Origin of the sequence: Metabacillus endolithicus, assembly GCF_023078335.1 — a bacterium.
Taxonomy (GTDB): Bacteria; Bacillota; Bacilli; order Bacillales; family Bacillaceae; genus Metabacillus; species Metabacillus endolithicus.
The window spans coordinates 4,771,603-4,787,320 of the sequence record NZ_CP095550.1 but is presented as its reverse complement, the minus strand read 5'-3'; the positions used below and the strand labels follow the sequence as shown (position 1 = coordinate 4,787,320).

Genomic DNA, 15,718 nt, shown 5'->3' with positions numbered 1-15,718 from the left:
ATTATTATTGTCCTACTAATAATTTTTCATTTTCTAATAATTTTGCTATCGCTGTTGTTAAACTATAATCACCAGGTGCATCATGTCCCATCTCCCATATCATCATACCTCCAAATTCCTCATCTATAGCAAGCTTGGTCTTTTTCTCTATAGTGGGAATGCCGTTATAATAATATGTTGTTCCATTTACTTGAGCTTTATCTTGATGAGCAAATTCAGGATTAGTGGCGATAATTGCTTCAAAGGACATTTGTTTAATTGATGGATCTTCAGGTTGAGCATAATAAGGAACACCCAGTACCAGTTTTTCACGTGGTAATTTATAAGTGTCAAAAAGTGCTCCCCAATAGTTCACAATGTTTTCTATAAATGAATAAGGAGCTAAATTCGCTGCATTGTACTCCCCGTCCCATTGGCCATCGTAAGCCATAATGTTAACATAATCTACGTAGGTAAACATTTCAGGATGAAATACAACTGATTGAATTTCTGTACCTGCTACACTGTGAATTTTTGAGTAGACAGCGATTGTGAGTTGTTTCTTTTTTTGATGCAATTTATTGCTCAATTGCTTTGTAAATTCTAACAATTGGTCGGCATCTTCTTGTGACCGTGGATGCTCAAAATCGATGTCTATTCCATCTAATTGTTCTCTATCCACTATAGCTAATAGTTCATTTATTAATTTAGTTCTAGAGGTTTCCGAAGAAATGGCCGTTTTAAAATAATCATACGATTCGCCGCCTTCAATATGGTACCAGCCACCAACGGCTAGTAACACCTTTGTATTATGATTATGTGCACGTTTTACTAACTTTTTTAAATTAGTTGGTTCCGTTCCTCCATTCAATAAAACACTTCCATCTTTAGTCGGATGGGCAAAGGAATATACAACGTGCGTTAGTGAAGAAAAATCAATTGTTTCTGGATCTCTAAAATCTTGAACATAGCCTATTAATACTTTTGGTTTGGATTCCTGTATTTCTGGAATTTTTTTCGAAATCGGTTGTTTTGTAGATTTAGATAAATTCTCAGTTTGTTTAGACTGATCGTTAGTTAGCTTTTGATGTTCTATATTCGAGAAGAGAACGCCTGAAAAAAATCCTCCTGCAAACAAGATAACAGCCACTATCAGTAAAAGATATTGCTTTTTCAAGGTATTCACTCCTTTTTTTGCAAACTCTTTTAAAATAGTAACAAATAACTCTTACAAGTAGCGATGGTAATTATAGCAAGTCGTTATTTAACAGGTTAAAATTGTTTTTTCTTAGCTAATGGTTCGACAACAAGATCCATTATCTTTTTGAGCAAATTCCACCCCCACTTATACGTCATAGGCAAATGTTTTTGATAAAAAAATGTATATTCAATCTGTTGAGTGGAACCGCGCTTTCTTTTAAATTCTCCTGCCCCAGCACTACGATGCCCAATATAATGATTATTCATTATTTCTTTCGTAATAAGAAATGAAAGAACCCTGTATAACCCAGTATTTTTCTCCATCTTCATGTTATAGCCTAAAATCGGGGTCGTCAGCACCTTTCCTTGGATGAAAAATCCTATAGCACCGACAATTTGCTCACCTTTACAAACCACTTTAAAGGTTAATAACTTACTTTTATACGCATGACGTATGAACTCTGTTGTAAACTGAGGGTTATTAGTAGAATACTTTTGTATATATAATTCTGAATACAAAAGCAATATAACATCACAATCTTCTATACTTGCATCTCTAATTGTATACTGATGTTTTTTGATCAGTTTTTCATCTTGATAGAGGTTTTTTAGTTGTTGTTTCGTTAGTTTTTGTTCAGGATAAAATAGGTAGATAGAGCGTGACATTATTCTTTTATATCCAACTGTATCAAACGATTTCATCATATTTTCATGTAGATCCTTTGTAATCGACCGAAACAAGATAGTGTGTTTAGGGAACCTCTTCACTAAAAATTCAGTGATTCTCTGTATTTGATTAAAAGACAGAGTTGATTCAAATAGATTTGTTGATAAAAACCAATTATTAACAATAACAACTTTATTCATGTTACTCTTTCGAAGAAACTGCCCCATCATCTCGATAACAGGGCGAAGGATCACCTCAAGTTTCCTTATTCTTTAGCTCCCATAACTCTTCTTTTGCATAACTAATATAATGAGTGTAAGGTGAAGCAACATATGAATCTTTATACTGTTTGTCAGTTACAGAAACCGGCAAAAGAAGGTCATCTACTTCTAACAAATAAATTTCCGAATGAACATTTTCAATAAAACGGGAAATCTCGTATTCTATTAAAGGCTCAAAGTAAGTTTTTAAAAACTGTCCGTTTCGCTTAGAAAACCAATCGATTTTATGATAATTATCAGCATTATATAATTGAATCATTACTTTTTACCTTCATCCTATTTTCAATTCGTTTTAACTTTTTGTCCGAAGTAACGATGTCATAGGGGGTGAATTGAAACTGTGGAACTACTAATTGATAATGTTTCCACAATTTTTGCAACTCAGCTAAAACAAGGTCTTTAACTGCTTCTTCATCACTTTCTACCTTCAACTTAATCTCTATTAAGTTGAACTCCCGCTGTATAACCTTATATTCTAAAATCTGATTTGATGAGATCATGATAGATTTTCTAATAAAATCTGGAAATAAACATGTTTCTTCATTTGTTAATAAATTTTCCCCATAAAAAAGATCATCACAACGCCCATCTATCCGTTCTAATGCTAAAAAATGCGACCCACAGGGACATGCAGTCTTTCTCTCTATTAATATATCATTCAAACGATATCGAATAATCGGTTGCGTTTTCCTAGTAAAGTCTGAAATAATCGGTACAAATATTCCCTTTTCTTTGTTAAGATACTCTTTTTGAACCGAGATTAAATCCTCATTCATATGAAGAACTCCATATGAACACGTAGCAGCTAAAAATCCTTCTGTTGCTTGATATACTTGATGAAGAGTTTGCTCGAAAATGTTTTCTATATATGATTTATCAAGATCTTCTAATACTTCTGCTACCGATATAATTTTTTCTGGAGAAATACTAATAATCTGTTTATCCTTCCAAGTGGCAATCATTCTTAACATCGAAGGAGGTGCAATAATAATTGAAGGTTTAAGCTGATTTAATCTTTCAATATGCTTAGGAAAGGAATCTAACAGATCAAAATAATGAAAGCTGATTTTTCCGCTTTCTGTAGATTCATAAAGATTACTATTTGCCCTGAGAAAAAAGGCAACCTTATGTTCTCTGAAAATACTGCTCGGTAACATCTTCGCAAGAACCGTGCCAGCCACATTGCCTCTTCCCTGCTGCTTACTAGAAATAAGCCTCGATTTCCGCTTGTTCCAGAAGAAAGACCTATTGAAACATTTCCTATTCTAGGTGAAAAATCCCTAGTTTCTTCCGCATCAAAAGCTAACTGAAAAGCTTTTTCTTTCTTAATTCCGACGGTATTTAACTCATTAAAAGAGTCCATCATATCAGATTTTGTGATGATGGGAAGAGATTTCCAGTTATGATTGTTCAGTACATCTTTATAGAGTTCTTTATAAAAGGTAGAATGCTTTAAAACAAATGTTATATGATTTTTCATTTTTTTGTCATGAAAAGCAAGCAATTTTTCCCGAGTAGTAAACCTCCTACCATACTTTGTAAGAAAATACTGTTTGAGTAAAAGTGATTTATTCATAAATAATACCCTCTTTTGCAATCTCCCATGTTTTTTGACAGTGAGTTGGCAATATTTCAATATGATGATTTTGCTTAAATAAAAGATGTAACTTTTTAATATTCTTTTTATAAGCGTCAATATCTTCAATTAATAAATGGGCATGCGATGAGGGAAAATCATCTTTTCAAAAGCAGTACTTTGCCAAACAGCATCAGCACAAAGAAAGATTTTTTTCCCACTACTCAGATTCACAAATATTCCAAGCTGTCCCACTGCATGTCCTGTTAAGTCAACAGCAATGATAGAATCATCTCGAAACACATCATAACCTTCCATGAATGGATGATAACTTTCACTTAATGTTAGTAAAGGGGCCTTCATCAATATAAGAAACTCTCTCAGTAAAATCTTGAGGAAGTAAATCAAGCAAGCAGCCTTTTGTTAAAGCTCTCAGCTTGCTTAGTTTTTTGATGTGGTTATATGCTTTTTTAAAAGTTAAAATTTTTGCGTTTGGGAAATCCTTTAATCCACCAACATGATCTCCGTGGAAATGAGAAAGAATAATCATGTTAATGTCATTGTGATCTATGCCTTGTTTCTTTAATTGATTTTTAATCGATCGTTCTTCTGAGAAGAAAACAGGTGTTAAATTTGCGTAAATGGAATAGGGAAATGACCTAGTAGCTTCTAAAAAATAGGAAGCATATCCTGTGTCAAATAAGATATAGCCATGTGTTGGATGCTCTAATAAAGCAACTGTGGCTGGAAATTTTATTGGCTTTAATGATTGTTTTGGATTCACAATTTTTTCTGGATGTGTACAATATCCACAAGCAAAAATCTTTACCATGTTAATGAACATTTAACTTCCACCAATCTACAAATTCCTTCGTCCCATCTTTAACAGAAACCCCCGGCTTATATCCTAATTCACTCTTTGCCTTTTCAATTGAAAGTGTTTGAGATTGAGATAAAACACTTACTGTATACCTCGTGAGTAGCGGCTCTCTTCCAAAAAGAAGAAGTTTCGATACATACTCAAGAGATGTTGCTAAATGAAAAGCTTTTTTATATGAAATCTGTTTATAAGAAAAGGACCTGCCTAGTTGTTTCATTACTGTATCAATCATAGAATACAGATGAACTCTTTCATCATTTGTAATATTATATTTTTGCCCCAATGTTTCCGGCCCAGAGTTCATACATAAATGAATTGCATCTACAGCATTATCTATATAAGTCATATCAATGACAACATCTCCAGACCCAACTTTAGGAAACAACCCCTTTTCACATACCTTTATTAGTCTTGGAAATATAGCCTGATCACCAGGACCAAATAAAGCTCTAGGTCTTATCGTTATGGTTGGTAATCCTTCTATAAAAGCCTGGTCTACTTCTTTTTCAGCAAGAAATTTAGTTTTTGCGTAATTGTTGACGAATTTTTTCGGTAAAATATCATTTTCTTTCACATCTTTACGTTCGTCATAGTGAAAATATAAACTTGGTGTTGAAACATGAACCAACCGACTAACATTCCACTTTTTACAACCGTCAATTACATTTTTTGTGCCAATAACATTCGCTTTATAAAAGTCTCGATATTTACCCCATGGAGATGACAGCGCTCCACAATGAATAACAAAGTGTTGATTTTTACACAACATCATGATGTCTTCACGATTTTCCAAGTTACATGCTTTAAATTGAATCCCAGAATTTGAAAGAGTGTCCCCTACTAATTGGTTTCGTCCGGTCCCTGTTACATTGTATCCAATTGAAGCAAGATGAAGTGCTACTTTTCCCCCTAAAAAACCAGTAGCTCCGGTTACTAAAACATTCAAATTTTTTCACCATCCCAACTTATATCAAAGGTGGATTGTTCCATAAGTGAAACTTGATTTCTCCTGCTTTCCTTCCACATCTTATATAAACTAATTATTTGATAAAAGTACGGACCAAGATCATTTCTTTTCAACGTAATATCCTTATATGAGATAAATACCTCTAACCATTTCCTAAGTTGTGTTATACTTTTTACATTTTTCCATCCAAATAAAAAAACGGCCAACTTTATTGCTTCTTTTCTATCCTCCCCAGGATAAAGAATTGATTTTGCAGCTGTGAATATATAAGCCAATTCCTTATCAAATAAATGGAGACCACTTGTCGCTCTAGGGTTACATTCTATCGGAAAGGCGACTCCATTTTCATGTATGATAAAGTCAAAAGATATCTGTCCTGAGAAATTAAGTTTTTCAACCACATCACGTGAAAACTGTTCTATATCAGGTCTGTATTCATGTTTGAATGAGAGAGTTGCACCTAAACCTGCTGTGAATTCACTTTTGTAAGTAGAATGAGCAAGTACTTTTCCATCTTTGGCAACCGTATATGAGCAATATTGCTTGCCCTTAATTTTTTCTTGTACAAGCCAACTTCCATCCCTTTTTATATGGTTAGGTATTTGACCAACAGATTGTAGAAAAATTATGGATTCAGAAAATCTCGAATAGACCTTTTTTAAAAGAGCAGATTCGTCTTCGAATTGAACTAAATTTACATGATTTGATAGCAAAGCTGTTTTTGGCACTTCAAAGCCCAAGTCCTTCACAAGTTGAATAAACTCATATTTATTATGTAGAAGTTTTATTTTATCAAAGTCATCAACAAACACATTACAAAATGGGGTCAGCTTATCTCTATATCTAGAAATATAAAAAATTTCTTCAGATGTTGGAATGATCAATGTAATTTTTTGTTGCTCAATTATGTTGATTATGGACTTTATAAAATTTTTTGTATCTTTCTTTGGTGAAGGAGTTAAGATGAATTTTTTTATACTATTAGAAATCTTTGTTAATGGATATGAAATACAATCAGTTGCATAAACTTCGAACCCTGCCTCCCTCATTAGCCGACACAAATGGAGCGCAACCGGGGCTCTGGCACCGGTTACTAAAACTCTTTTTCTAGTATTCAAGTAAAATACCTCCAATTGAAAGCCTGCCGAAGTCCCTAACAGTAAAATAGTATCACCTCTTTTAATACGACCTTGAATTACCGCTTCATGAAGCGCTAGTGGAATGGATGCTGCAATCATGTTCCCATAACGATCAATAATGTTCATAAATCGTTCTTCTTTTACACCTAGTTTTTTTCGAATAATCTTCATAGCAGATGCGCTTGCTTGATGAGGAATAACCATATTAATATCTGCAATCGTTAAACCAGTCCCTTTAAATAATCGATCCAAAAAATCTGGTAAAAGCTTATACGATAATTTAAAAATAGCTCTTCCGTCCATATCAAATAAAAACTCTTCAGCTGTTTGTTCACTATAAATACGTGGATGAAGCTTTGTTCCTCCACCCCTTATTTCTGATAAATGAGCTCCCTCACTATATGTTTCCATATGTGAGCTCAAAATTTTGGAAGTATTGTTAGCAGCTGATAAAACCACCGCTACTGCTCCATCACCAAATAATATACTACTCTCACGTTGTTTCCAATTTAGTCCAACTGAAGAAATTTCAGAAGAGACAATTAATACTTTTTCATATTTACCAGCATCTACAGCATATGACACCATATCGAGTGCAGACACAAAACTTAAACAGGTTGAATTAACATCAAAACAAGGAATTCCAGAGCTTTGAAGTCCTAAATGCTTTTGTATTAATGAAGCATTACAAGGAATAGCCTGCTCATTTGTCCCGCTTGCACTAATAATACAATCAATGTCAGAAAGACAAAGACCAGCATTCTCAACCGCTTTATTAGCCGCCTTTGCCCCCATATATGTAGCAGTTTCATCACTTACAAAATAGCGTTGTTTAACTCCTGATTTTTTCTCTGACCAACCGGACTCTGCGCCAATCATTTTATCAATTTCTGTTGACTCTATTAATCTTTTTGGTAAATACGAACCCATGCCAACTATTTTCACTTTACGGTTCATTATGGCTGCACCTCATTATTTAAAACTTACTTTTTGTATGATCTAGGAATAATATCTTATGTCATTTTACCTCTTTTCTTAAAAATGGAAAATATATGTTCGATAACATTAAGAAATATTTTTCAAAAAAATTAAAATAACCTTTAGCTCTATTCCGGTTAAAGGTAATCATCTAGCGTTTTCAGTAATAGAAAAAGAATTAACATTACATATTCTTTGTATACATTTATAAAATTCACCTTGAAATAGCTGTATTTTTTACCTTCCTCATAAATGTTGTATTTTTATATATTGGATAGGAGATGGTTGTGATAAGTAGAATCCCTCCAGATAGGATCAATGCAAGCAGGATATTAATTGAACTTGCAATAAGGCCCCCAAGAAGGGTACCGCCTAATAAAAACAAATTGAAAATAGAATAAAAAATGGCCGTTCCTCTTCCCCTAATAGCCTCAGGTAAATTAAGTAGAAAGATCGAACTTGTCGGGATCATCAATAAAGCATTGGCTAAGCCTGTAATAAAACTCCATCCCCCCAGTATGAAGAAGACAGACTGACTAAACATTACATCTAATTTTATAATGCCATAAACACTGACAACACCTAGACCAAGTGTTCCCATTGCAATATATAGTAATTGATAATGAACAATTTTTTTCATGGCATAAGAACCTACAATTGCCCCGATTACCGTTCCAAATGCAAATATCCCTTCTAAAATACCGAACTCTATATTAGATACTTGAAAATATTGAAGCAATACAGCTTTATAATTTGTTAAAAACATACCATAACCAATCAGGACCGGGAACAACAATAGTATCATAAATAATAGAATTGGAGTTTTGATCATCTCCTTAACCCCGTACCAAAGACTATTAAAATATGAATTTGTGTTATATTCTTTTTTTGAGCTTTTAATATTTTCAAGCTGAATATTAAACATCCAGAAATGATATAGGATGATGCATCAAGTACAAATACTAAACTTGGTGATTGAAAAGCTAATAATAAGCCAGCGAGTACAGGTCCTACTAATTTGATGACAGCAACCGTTGTTTGAAATAAAGCTATACCACTTGGTATACGATTTATTCCAACTATTATTGGTATAGATGCCATTCTCGCTGGTTCAAAAAACGCTGTACCTATCCCTTGTAATAGAGTGAGACAAATCAAAACGAGTGGTTTATCAACGAATAAAATCATACATAACACCGTGAAGCATCGAAAAACATCCGAATAAATCATTATTTTCCTACTTGAATATTTATCTATTAAAGGCCCTACTAATGGCCCAAGAATTACAGCAGGAAGTAATTGCGCAACAAAAACAAACCCGATTAACAAAGGGTTTTCCACCGTTGTACCAACTAGGTATAAAACAGTTGTTACCGTCATTGCATCCCCTAAAAATGACACAATAACTGAGAACCAATACCTTAAATAGGTTTTATCTTTAAGTAGTTCAATCACACGCACATCCCCCATTCACAATTATCTGTTATTATTAATTTAAACCTGAAACACAATAACTAAAAAGTGAAATAATAAAAGAAGTATTGCACCTTTTATCAGGAGGATATATGAAACAGATTGAACACCTTTTAATCTTAAGAAATAAATTTGATAACTTTGACAATAACGAAGAAATTGCAATCACTCTTAAGGAAGTTGCTGAAATACTTTCAATTTCTGAAAGAAATACAAATTACTTAATAAAAAAATTAAGTACAGATCATAAATTAAAATGGGTTTCGGGTAGAGGTCGTGGAAAAAAGTCAAAACTTCTTTTTTTACAAGGGTTTTTAGAATTATCAGAAGAATATGTTTCTGAAATGGTTTTGGAAGAAAAAATTATCGATGTTGTAAATTTTATAAATGCCTCTTATTTGAACGAACAAGGACGAAAATCTTTATATAACATCCTATCAAAAAAGCTTGGTCCTAACATAGAGCAATCAAAAGATGATTTCAGAAACGTCATCAAGATATTATTATCACAAGAGATAACCACATTAACTCCTATGGATGTTCTTCTCTACTCAGAAGCTCATCTAGTAAAGGAAATATATAGTACACTTGTTACCTATGAGCATCGTGAACAAAAATTAATGCCTGGCTTAGCTTACGCATGGAATTATAATAACACTGAAAAAAAATGGACTTTTTACCTAAGAAAATCTGTTATGTTTCACCAAGGCGAAATATTCACAGCTGCAGATGTGAAATTCACATTTGAACAACTACTTACAGTTGGTGAACGTACAAGCATCACTCCACTTCTAGATGACCTATTAAAGGTAGAGATAAATGATAAACACACTATTTCCTTTTATTTAAAGGAGGATAACTTGTTTTTTCCAAGAGTGTTAACATCCTTTCACTGTTCTGTACTTCATCATTCATATAAAAAAAATAACCTTCCAAACGGAACAGGCCCTTTTAAAGTGGTTGAGCATACCAAGCATTTTATTCGCCTAGTAGCCTTTGATTCTTATTTTCGAGAAAGACCATTCATTGATTCTATTGATATTTGGATGAAAAAAAACATCGATGATTCTAATAATGCTTCAACATTGGAAATAGGTGAAAACCAACAAAAGTCTGTCATCCATAAACAAAAATTAGACGGAAGCCGTTTTCTATTATTTAATCAAATAAAAAACGGCTATCAATCTACTATTTACTTCCGTTTGTGTATAAAACATCTCATTAATCCGAGTCATCTAGTGAATGAGTTAAGGGGAAACCGGCGTATACCAGCTACAAGTTTTCTAACATCATATAGCCAAAAAGTAAACAGTGATTCACAACATTTGGACAAAGCTGAAAATTACTTACATAAAAGTAATTATGCTGGTGAGATCATTGAGCTTTATTATTTTAACCTTAATGAAGGGTATGAGAGTGCATGCTGGATCCAAAATGAAGCAAAAAAGATTGGGGCTGAACATTTCCCTTACACCAATTTCCCATTACAACTACGAGGCTACATCTAATGCCGATTTAGTTCTCTTATCTGTGATATTGGATCGTGATGTTGAGCTTGGTTTGTATACACTCTACAAAAGTGATCATTCATTTATTAGAAACTTCTTTAACAATGAAACAAAACAGATCATTGATACGAAGCTTTCTTTGATGAAATTGCAAAATAATGAAGATCAAAAGTATATCTTATCTCTTACAAATTGAAGAAATCTTAAAGAACGATCATGCAATTCATTTTCTTTATCACGCAATAAATACACTGCATTATCATTCTTCTTTAAAAGGTGTATCTTTTGACTCTTACGGTTTAACTAACTTTCAATCCATTTGGATAGATCCTCTGGAGTTATAAATTTAGGTAGTTTGAAATTGAAACAATACAAAAACATCTTTCGTTGTATATGTGAAGAATCAAAACAAAGGGAGATGATTTATTTGCATAAATGGAAAAGTCTAACTGCAACAATCGTAACAGCATCAGCTTTATTTTTAGGGATACCTTCCACTGGAGTGAATGCCCAGGAAAGTTTAAATTATGAAATTTTTGAACTTTCCTCGATTCTAAAAGAAGGGTCAAAAGGAGAAGATGTAAAAATCATGCAACGAGGCTTTAAATAAAGCAATGGGCGCAGAATTATCTGAAGATGGGATTTTTGGACCCAATACAACAAGAGCCGTACTTGCTTTTCAAAAAGCAAAAAATAATTTAAAAGCTGATGGAGTTTATGGACCAAATACACATGCTGCTCTGTCAAAAGAGGTTAATTCATTTGGATTTGATGAAAAAATTCTAAAGGTTGGTAGTAGAGGTGAAGCAGTAAAAACTCTACAAAAAGGTTTAAAAGATATGAGTTATAACGTTGTCATTGACGGTATCTATGGCCATCAAACGAAAGAGGCTGTCATTCAGTTTCAAAAACGATTTCCAGAGCTTATTAATGACGGAGTTTTCGGACCAAACACAAAAGCGGTTATGGAAAAAGTTTTAAATGAGTAGTTTTTCAGTTATAGTTGCTTGACTTACGAAACGAAACCTCCGTAAAAATACGGAGGTTTCTTGTCTTATTTACGCCTACAAGTTATTAAATACCTTATCGAACCCTGCTTTTGAACGTTTTAAAATATCTTCTATTGATTGTGTTGCTTGTTTAGAGGTTAAAACTTCTTGAGCGATAGGTCCATTATAACCCGTTTTCTTTACACTCTTAAGAAATAATTCCAGATCAATAATGCCCTCACCCGTGTACAATCTTTCATTATCCTTAAGTTCTTCAACAGGTATATTAGCAGCATCATTTATATGAACATGAACGATTTGATTTTCATTTAAATTGGCGATATCTTCACTTGATAAACCTGTTGTATGCCAGTGATATGAATCTAATAATAAGCCTACATTCGATAAACCTATTGCATCAATCAGACTTAAAGTTTCCTCTTGTGTCCATATAAATGGGTTTTTCCATGTATCTCTTAAATGATGTGGACCAACGTATTCTAATCCAAGACGGATATCATACGCATTTAAAATTTCTGCACAAATTCTTAAACGTTTAACAGCTAAACTCATTAAGTGCGCAGACTTTAAGTCTGTTGAGGGCAATATATATGTGCAGCAACGGGAACAATTGAGTTCTTTTGCTGCTTGCGCCTCCAAAATGAGATTAGGTAAGCTACCGGAAAACTCATCATCCGATTTTCTCCATTCAACCGAAAGCCCAATTGAACCAATTACAACATCATTCTCACTTAGTATTTCTTTTGCATGGTCCAAACCATAGGTATCAATAAAACTTTTTGCATCTAAGTCAACAGATTGAAATCCGTATTCAGCCGCTAATTCAATCAATTGCTTATCATCTTTTAATTCCCCTAACCCGGCTTTCGTTAATCCCCTTATCATGAATGTCAACTCCTTGTTAAATTCCCCAATACAGAGGAGTACCGTAAAAGTTAGATATTCCAATCCAGTACTACTTCACGTCCTGTTTTTGATGATTCATAAATAGCATCAAGAATAAGATTATTAGTTAACCCTGTCATTGCTGATGTGATAGGTTGATTCCCATTACGAACACATTCAATAAAATGTCTACTTAATTGAACACGATCTTCTTCTTCATTTGCATCTGGAGAAAGCTCAATATCGATTGGACGGTCGAATTGTTCTGTAAGAATTTTGGCACTATTGCCACCTAACGATGCTCCTCCTTCAGAGCCCATTAAATGAATAAACGGTTCATTGCTTGTGTCCATGTTTACTGCCCAACTAACTTCTAGAGTTAGCGTTGATCCATCTTCCATTTTAATCAATGCTGTTGCTAAATCTTCAACATCATATTGACCTTCCCAGTTTGGAGTCCCCCAATTACCGATTCCTTTTTTCTTTGGACCAAATTCAGCATATGTTGAACCGAAAACGGATACTGGCTTTGGATTTCCCATTAAATATAAAGCTAAATCCAGCATATGAACACCGATATCAATTAACGGACCTCCCCCCGCTTCTGATTTTGTCGTAAACCAGCTTCCCCAGCCGGGAATTCCCTTACGGCGGAACCAACCTGTTTTTGCATGATAAATTCTTCCTAAAGCACCTTTTTCAGCTTGTTCCTTTACTTGCTGAATATTCCATTGCCAACGCATCTGGTGACCTACCATTACAACCTTACCTGATTCACGTTGTGCTCTCACAATATCTTTAGCTGCTTCACTGTTAATGCCCATAGGTTTTTCAACTAACACATGTTTTCCTGCTTTTAAAGCTTGAATGGCAAGTGGTGCATGCCATTTGTTAGGAACACCGATTATAACAGCATCTATATCTGAATCATGGATTAATTCCTCAGCACTACTAAATACTTGCTTTACCCCGAATTCTTTTGCTCTTTGTTCAGCTAATGGAAGATAAGCATCAGTTATACCTTGAAGAACCACATCTTCACTTAATTTTGAAAATGTTGTTAAATGAACACTCCCTATAGCACCCGCACCAATTATTCCAAGTCGAATCTTTTGTGTTTGCATCGTAATACCTCCATTTTATGTAATAAATTACATCTTCCTTAGAAGATTTCTATAATAAATCAATAATAGCGTTTACAATTATGATAAAATAAAAGATAAAAAAATACTGATCAATTTTTCATCTATTTATCTCAATTCTTCTGATAGGAGGAAACGTTACTATGACAAATTTCCCGATGTACTTATCTGAGTACCCTAATATGAATACAACATTTCCATTCCACCTATCAATAAACAATATTCACACAAGTTTTCCATCTCACCGACACGACTATCTTGAGTTTTCTTTAGTGATTGAGGGAGAAGGTTTTGAAATCATTAATGGAAAAAAACATCGCATGCAACCCGGTACATTTACATTTATATTACCCTATCAAATCCATGAAATTATATCAGCCAAAAACACTTCACTCATTTTATTTAATTGTGTTTTTGATTTAAGAGTCTTACATGATCTGGATTTGCAAAGCTTATTATCAGATACAGATCAATTGTCAATTGAACCGTATATCGCATTAGGTGTTGAAGACTTTATACATATAAAAAAAATGCTTCATGACATGCTTATTGAATATAACGATAATAAACCATATAAACATATTTTATTAAAGGCAAAGTTGGCTGAGGTCATTGTTTTATTTGAACGTATTCGCAAGAGAAATTATTCAGTTACACTAAAGAACTCAAACTCAACAAAGAAAAAGATAATATGGGATGTTGTCCACTATATCCATCTTCAATATCATGAAGATATTACCCTATCAAGTCTTTCTAAGAGATTTCACGTCAGTATCCCCTATTTAAGCGAGTTATTTAAAGAACAACTTGGTCAAAATTTTGTTCATTTTTTACATGAAGTACGAATTCGCCACGCATGTAGTTTATTAACTTCCACTACTATTCCAGTTACAGATATCGCATTAGAAGTAGGATATCGGAGTTTTCAAACCTTCTCTCGTGTATTCAGAGAACAAAAAAAACTTACTCCAACAGCTTATAGAAAATCTCAAGCTTCTCTAAGGCAAGAATTAAATGTCCATAAAAATGAAAACGCACCACTAGCATAACAAGCAAAAGGAACTAGATATCTTTTTTCTGACCTGATGCAATAGGAAAAGAGCATACCATGTAAGTATGCTCTTTTCCTATTATCTATTCGATAATGCATCCTTTAAATAATTAATGCTTATTTCGATACTTTCTAATGGAGAACGTTTACATTTATCTTGCTCAATAACCATCCATTGAACCTGAGCCTGCTCAATGTTATCTAAAATACCTTTGATGTTTACTCCACCTGTTCCTAACTCAGCAAATGCTTTCTCTTCGTCTGTTGTCATATCTTTTAAATGAATTAACGGCATACGACCTTTATACTTATTCATCCAATCAACAGGATCTTGCCCTGCTAATGTTAACCAATAAACATCCAGTTCAGCTTTAACAAATTCTGGGCTCGTTTCATCATAAAGTCTTTCAAGATGAGAACGATCATCGCTTTTTTCTAATTCAAAATCATGATTATGATAGCTTAACGATATTCCCTCTTGAAGACTTCTCTCTCCAGCTTTGTTTAAAAACTTAGCAAGTTGATCATATTCAGACCGTCTTTCCTCAACAAGGTAAGGGCATACAATATTTTTACAATTAAGTTTGTTTAAATACTCTAATTCAGCCTCAAGATTTTCTTCCATTCTTTCAAGTGAAACATGACTACTAACTGCTACTAAACCAAGTCGGTCAAGTGTGCTTTTTAAATCATCAGCATCTTTTCCATAATAACCTGCTAATTCAACACCATTAAAGCCGAGTTCAGCTACTTTTTCTAAAGTACCATAGAAATCTTTTTCACATTCTTCTCTTAAAGTAAATAATTGTACTGCTATTGAATTATTCATCTCGTTCTCCCTCTCTTAACATAGTCTCTTTGTTATCATACACCAAAATAAACCTAATTTCACATTCAAATACATTTTGGGGAATTTTTCTCTCTACATATTTCAAAGCTTGTACTGTTCCTATTTCATTTCCATTATGTTACATAACCTATC

General features: G+C 33.5%; 13 protein-coding genes and 4 pseudogenes. 4 read left to right on the top strand and 13 right to left on the bottom strand.

From position 1 onward, the window contains the following. Nucleotides 1-4: 4 nt before the first annotated feature. From MVE64_RS24255 to MVE64_RS27600, 10 genes and pseudogenes are all read right to left on the bottom strand, one after another. The gene (locus MVE64_RS24255) at nt 5-1,156 is read right to left on the bottom strand and encodes a glycosyl hydrolase family 18 protein (protein ID WP_247341873.1); all 1,152 of its coding nucleotides are present in this window, start codon (nt 1,154-1,156) and stop codon (nt 5-7) included. Between the two features lie 95 nt (nt 1,157-1,251). Continuing rightward, nucleotides 1,252-2,046: a hypothetical protein gene (locus MVE64_RS24250; RefSeq protein WP_247341871.1), complete on the bottom strand. Its 795-nt coding sequence runs from the start codon at nt 2,044-2,046 to the stop codon at nt 1,252-1,254. Nucleotides 2,047-2,101: 55 nt separating this feature from the next. Continuing rightward, entirely contained in the window at nt 2,102-2,386 is a 285-nt protein-coding gene (locus MVE64_RS24245; protein ID WP_247341869.1) for a hypothetical protein, read from the bottom strand. After that, a pseudogene (locus tag MVE64_RS24240) lies at nt 2,370-3,703 on the bottom strand (F390 synthetase-related protein). The gene MVE64_RS24245 and the pseudogene MVE64_RS24240 overlap by 17 nt, the downstream one beginning before the upstream one ends. Further along, nucleotides 3,696-4,547: pseudogene (locus MVE64_RS27975) on the bottom strand (MBL fold metallo-hydrolase). Before MVE64_RS27975 ends, MVE64_RS24240 begins: the two co-directional pseudogenes overlap by 8 nt. Beyond that, nucleotides 4,537-5,529, bottom strand: coding sequence for an NAD-dependent epimerase/dehydratase family protein (locus MVE64_RS24225; protein ID WP_247341861.1), 993 nt, complete (start codon nt 5,527-5,529; stop codon nt 4,537-4,539). The pseudogene MVE64_RS27975 and the gene MVE64_RS24225 overlap by 11 nt, the downstream one beginning before the upstream one ends. Beyond that, nucleotides 5,526-6,605, bottom strand: a pseudogene (locus MVE64_RS24220) (ATP-grasp domain-containing protein); the annotation flags it as partial. The pseudogene MVE64_RS24220 and the gene MVE64_RS24225, both read right to left, overlap by 4 nt. Before the next feature lie 52 nt (nt 6,606-6,657). Continuing rightward, nucleotides 6,658-7,646: pseudogene (locus MVE64_RS24215) on the bottom strand (beta-ketoacyl-ACP synthase III). A gap of 235 nt (nt 7,647-7,881) precedes the next feature. Beyond that, complete coding sequence (locus MVE64_RS27605; protein ID WP_281730417.1) at nt 7,882-8,499, bottom strand: MFS transporter; 618 nt, start codon at nt 8,497-8,499, stop codon at nt 7,882-7,884. After that, the gene (locus MVE64_RS27600; protein ID WP_281730416.1) at nt 8,496-9,122 is read right to left on the bottom strand and encodes an MFS transporter; all 627 of its coding nucleotides are present in this window, start codon (nt 9,120-9,122) and stop codon (nt 8,496-8,498) included. Before MVE64_RS27600 ends, MVE64_RS27605 begins: the two co-directional genes overlap by 4 nt. 110 nt (nt 9,123-9,232) lie before the next feature. Here MVE64_RS27600 and MVE64_RS24205 point away from each other — a divergent pair, with 110 nt between their 5' ends. From MVE64_RS24205 to MVE64_RS24195, 3 genes are all read left to right on the top strand, one after another. Next, on the top strand, nt 9,233-10,648 hold the full coding sequence (locus MVE64_RS24205) for an ABC transporter substrate-binding protein (RefSeq protein WP_247341859.1): 1,416 nt from the start codon (nt 9,233-9,235) through the stop codon (nt 10,646-10,648). 427 nt (nt 10,649-11,075) lie between these two features. Next, on the top strand, nt 11,076-11,258 hold the full coding sequence (locus MVE64_RS24200; protein ID WP_247341856.1) for a hypothetical protein: 183 nt from the start codon (nt 11,076-11,078) through the stop codon (nt 11,256-11,258). A 4-nt stretch (nt 11,259-11,262) separates the two neighbouring features. Next, nucleotides 11,263-11,637, top strand: coding sequence for a peptidoglycan-binding domain-containing protein (locus MVE64_RS24195; RefSeq protein WP_247341853.1), 375 nt, complete (start codon nt 11,263-11,265; stop codon nt 11,635-11,637). A gap of 75 nt (nt 11,638-11,712) precedes the next feature. On the opposite strand, the gene MVE64_RS24190 is transcribed toward MVE64_RS24195, so the two are convergent. Further along, entirely contained in the window at nt 11,713-12,543 is an 831-nt protein-coding gene (locus MVE64_RS24190; protein ID WP_247341850.1) for a sugar phosphate isomerase/epimerase family protein, read from the bottom strand. 50 nt (nt 12,544-12,593) lie between these two features. Further along, nucleotides 12,594-13,667, bottom strand: coding sequence for a Gfo/Idh/MocA family protein (locus MVE64_RS24185; protein WP_247341847.1), 1,074 nt, complete (start codon nt 13,665-13,667; stop codon nt 12,594-12,596). 161 nt (nt 13,668-13,828) lie between these two features. On the opposite strand from MVE64_RS24185, the gene MVE64_RS24180 reads away from it, so the two are divergent. Then, nucleotides 13,829-14,734 (top strand): AraC family transcriptional regulator, encoded by a 906-nt coding sequence (locus tag MVE64_RS24180; RefSeq protein ID WP_247341844.1) that lies wholly within the window; start codon nt 13,829-13,831, stop codon nt 14,732-14,734. Between the two features lie 81 nt (nt 14,735-14,815). Here MVE64_RS24180 and MVE64_RS24175 read toward each other — a convergent pair whose 3' ends face one another. Beyond that, nucleotides 14,816-15,565 (bottom strand): sugar phosphate isomerase/epimerase family protein, encoded by a 750-nt coding sequence (locus tag MVE64_RS24175; RefSeq protein WP_247341841.1) that lies wholly within the window; start codon nt 15,563-15,565, stop codon nt 14,816-14,818. Between the last annotated feature and the right edge of the window lie 153 nt (nt 15,566-15,718).

What these genes read in the sequence shown, in the direction of transcription:
- MVE64_RS24185 (WP_247341847.1), bottom strand. Translation starts at nt 13,667, where the DNA reads ATGCAAACACAAAAGATTCGACTTGGAATAATTGGTGCGGGTGCTATA.
- MVE64_RS24195 (WP_247341853.1), top strand. Translation starts at nt 11,263, where the DNA reads ATGGGCGCAGAATTATCTGAAGATGGGATTTTTGGACCCAATACAACA.
- MVE64_RS24190 (WP_247341850.1), bottom strand. Translation starts at nt 12,543, where the DNA reads ATGATAAGGGGATTAACGAAAGCCGGGTTAGGGGAATTAAAAGATGAT.
- MVE64_RS24245 (WP_247341869.1), bottom strand. Translation starts at nt 2,386, where the DNA reads ATGATTCAATTATATAATGCTGATAATTATCATAAAATCGATTGGTTT.
- MVE64_RS24250 (WP_247341871.1), bottom strand. Translation starts at nt 2,046, where the DNA reads ATGAATAAAGTTGTTATTGTTAATAATTGGTTTTTATCAACAAATCTA.
- MVE64_RS24175 (WP_247341841.1), bottom strand. Translation starts at nt 15,565, where the DNA reads ATGAATAATTCAATAGCAGTACAATTATTTACTTTAAGAGAAGAATGT.
- MVE64_RS24180 (WP_247341844.1), top strand. Translation starts at nt 13,829, where the DNA reads ATGACAAATTTCCCGATGTACTTATCTGAGTACCCTAATATGAATACA.
- MVE64_RS27605 (WP_281730417.1), bottom strand. Translation starts at nt 8,499, where the DNA reads ATGATCAAAACTCCAATTCTATTATTTATGATACTATTGTTGTTCCCG.
- MVE64_RS24205 (WP_247341859.1), top strand. Translation starts at nt 9,233, where the DNA reads ATGAAACAGATTGAACACCTTTTAATCTTAAGAAATAAATTTGATAAC.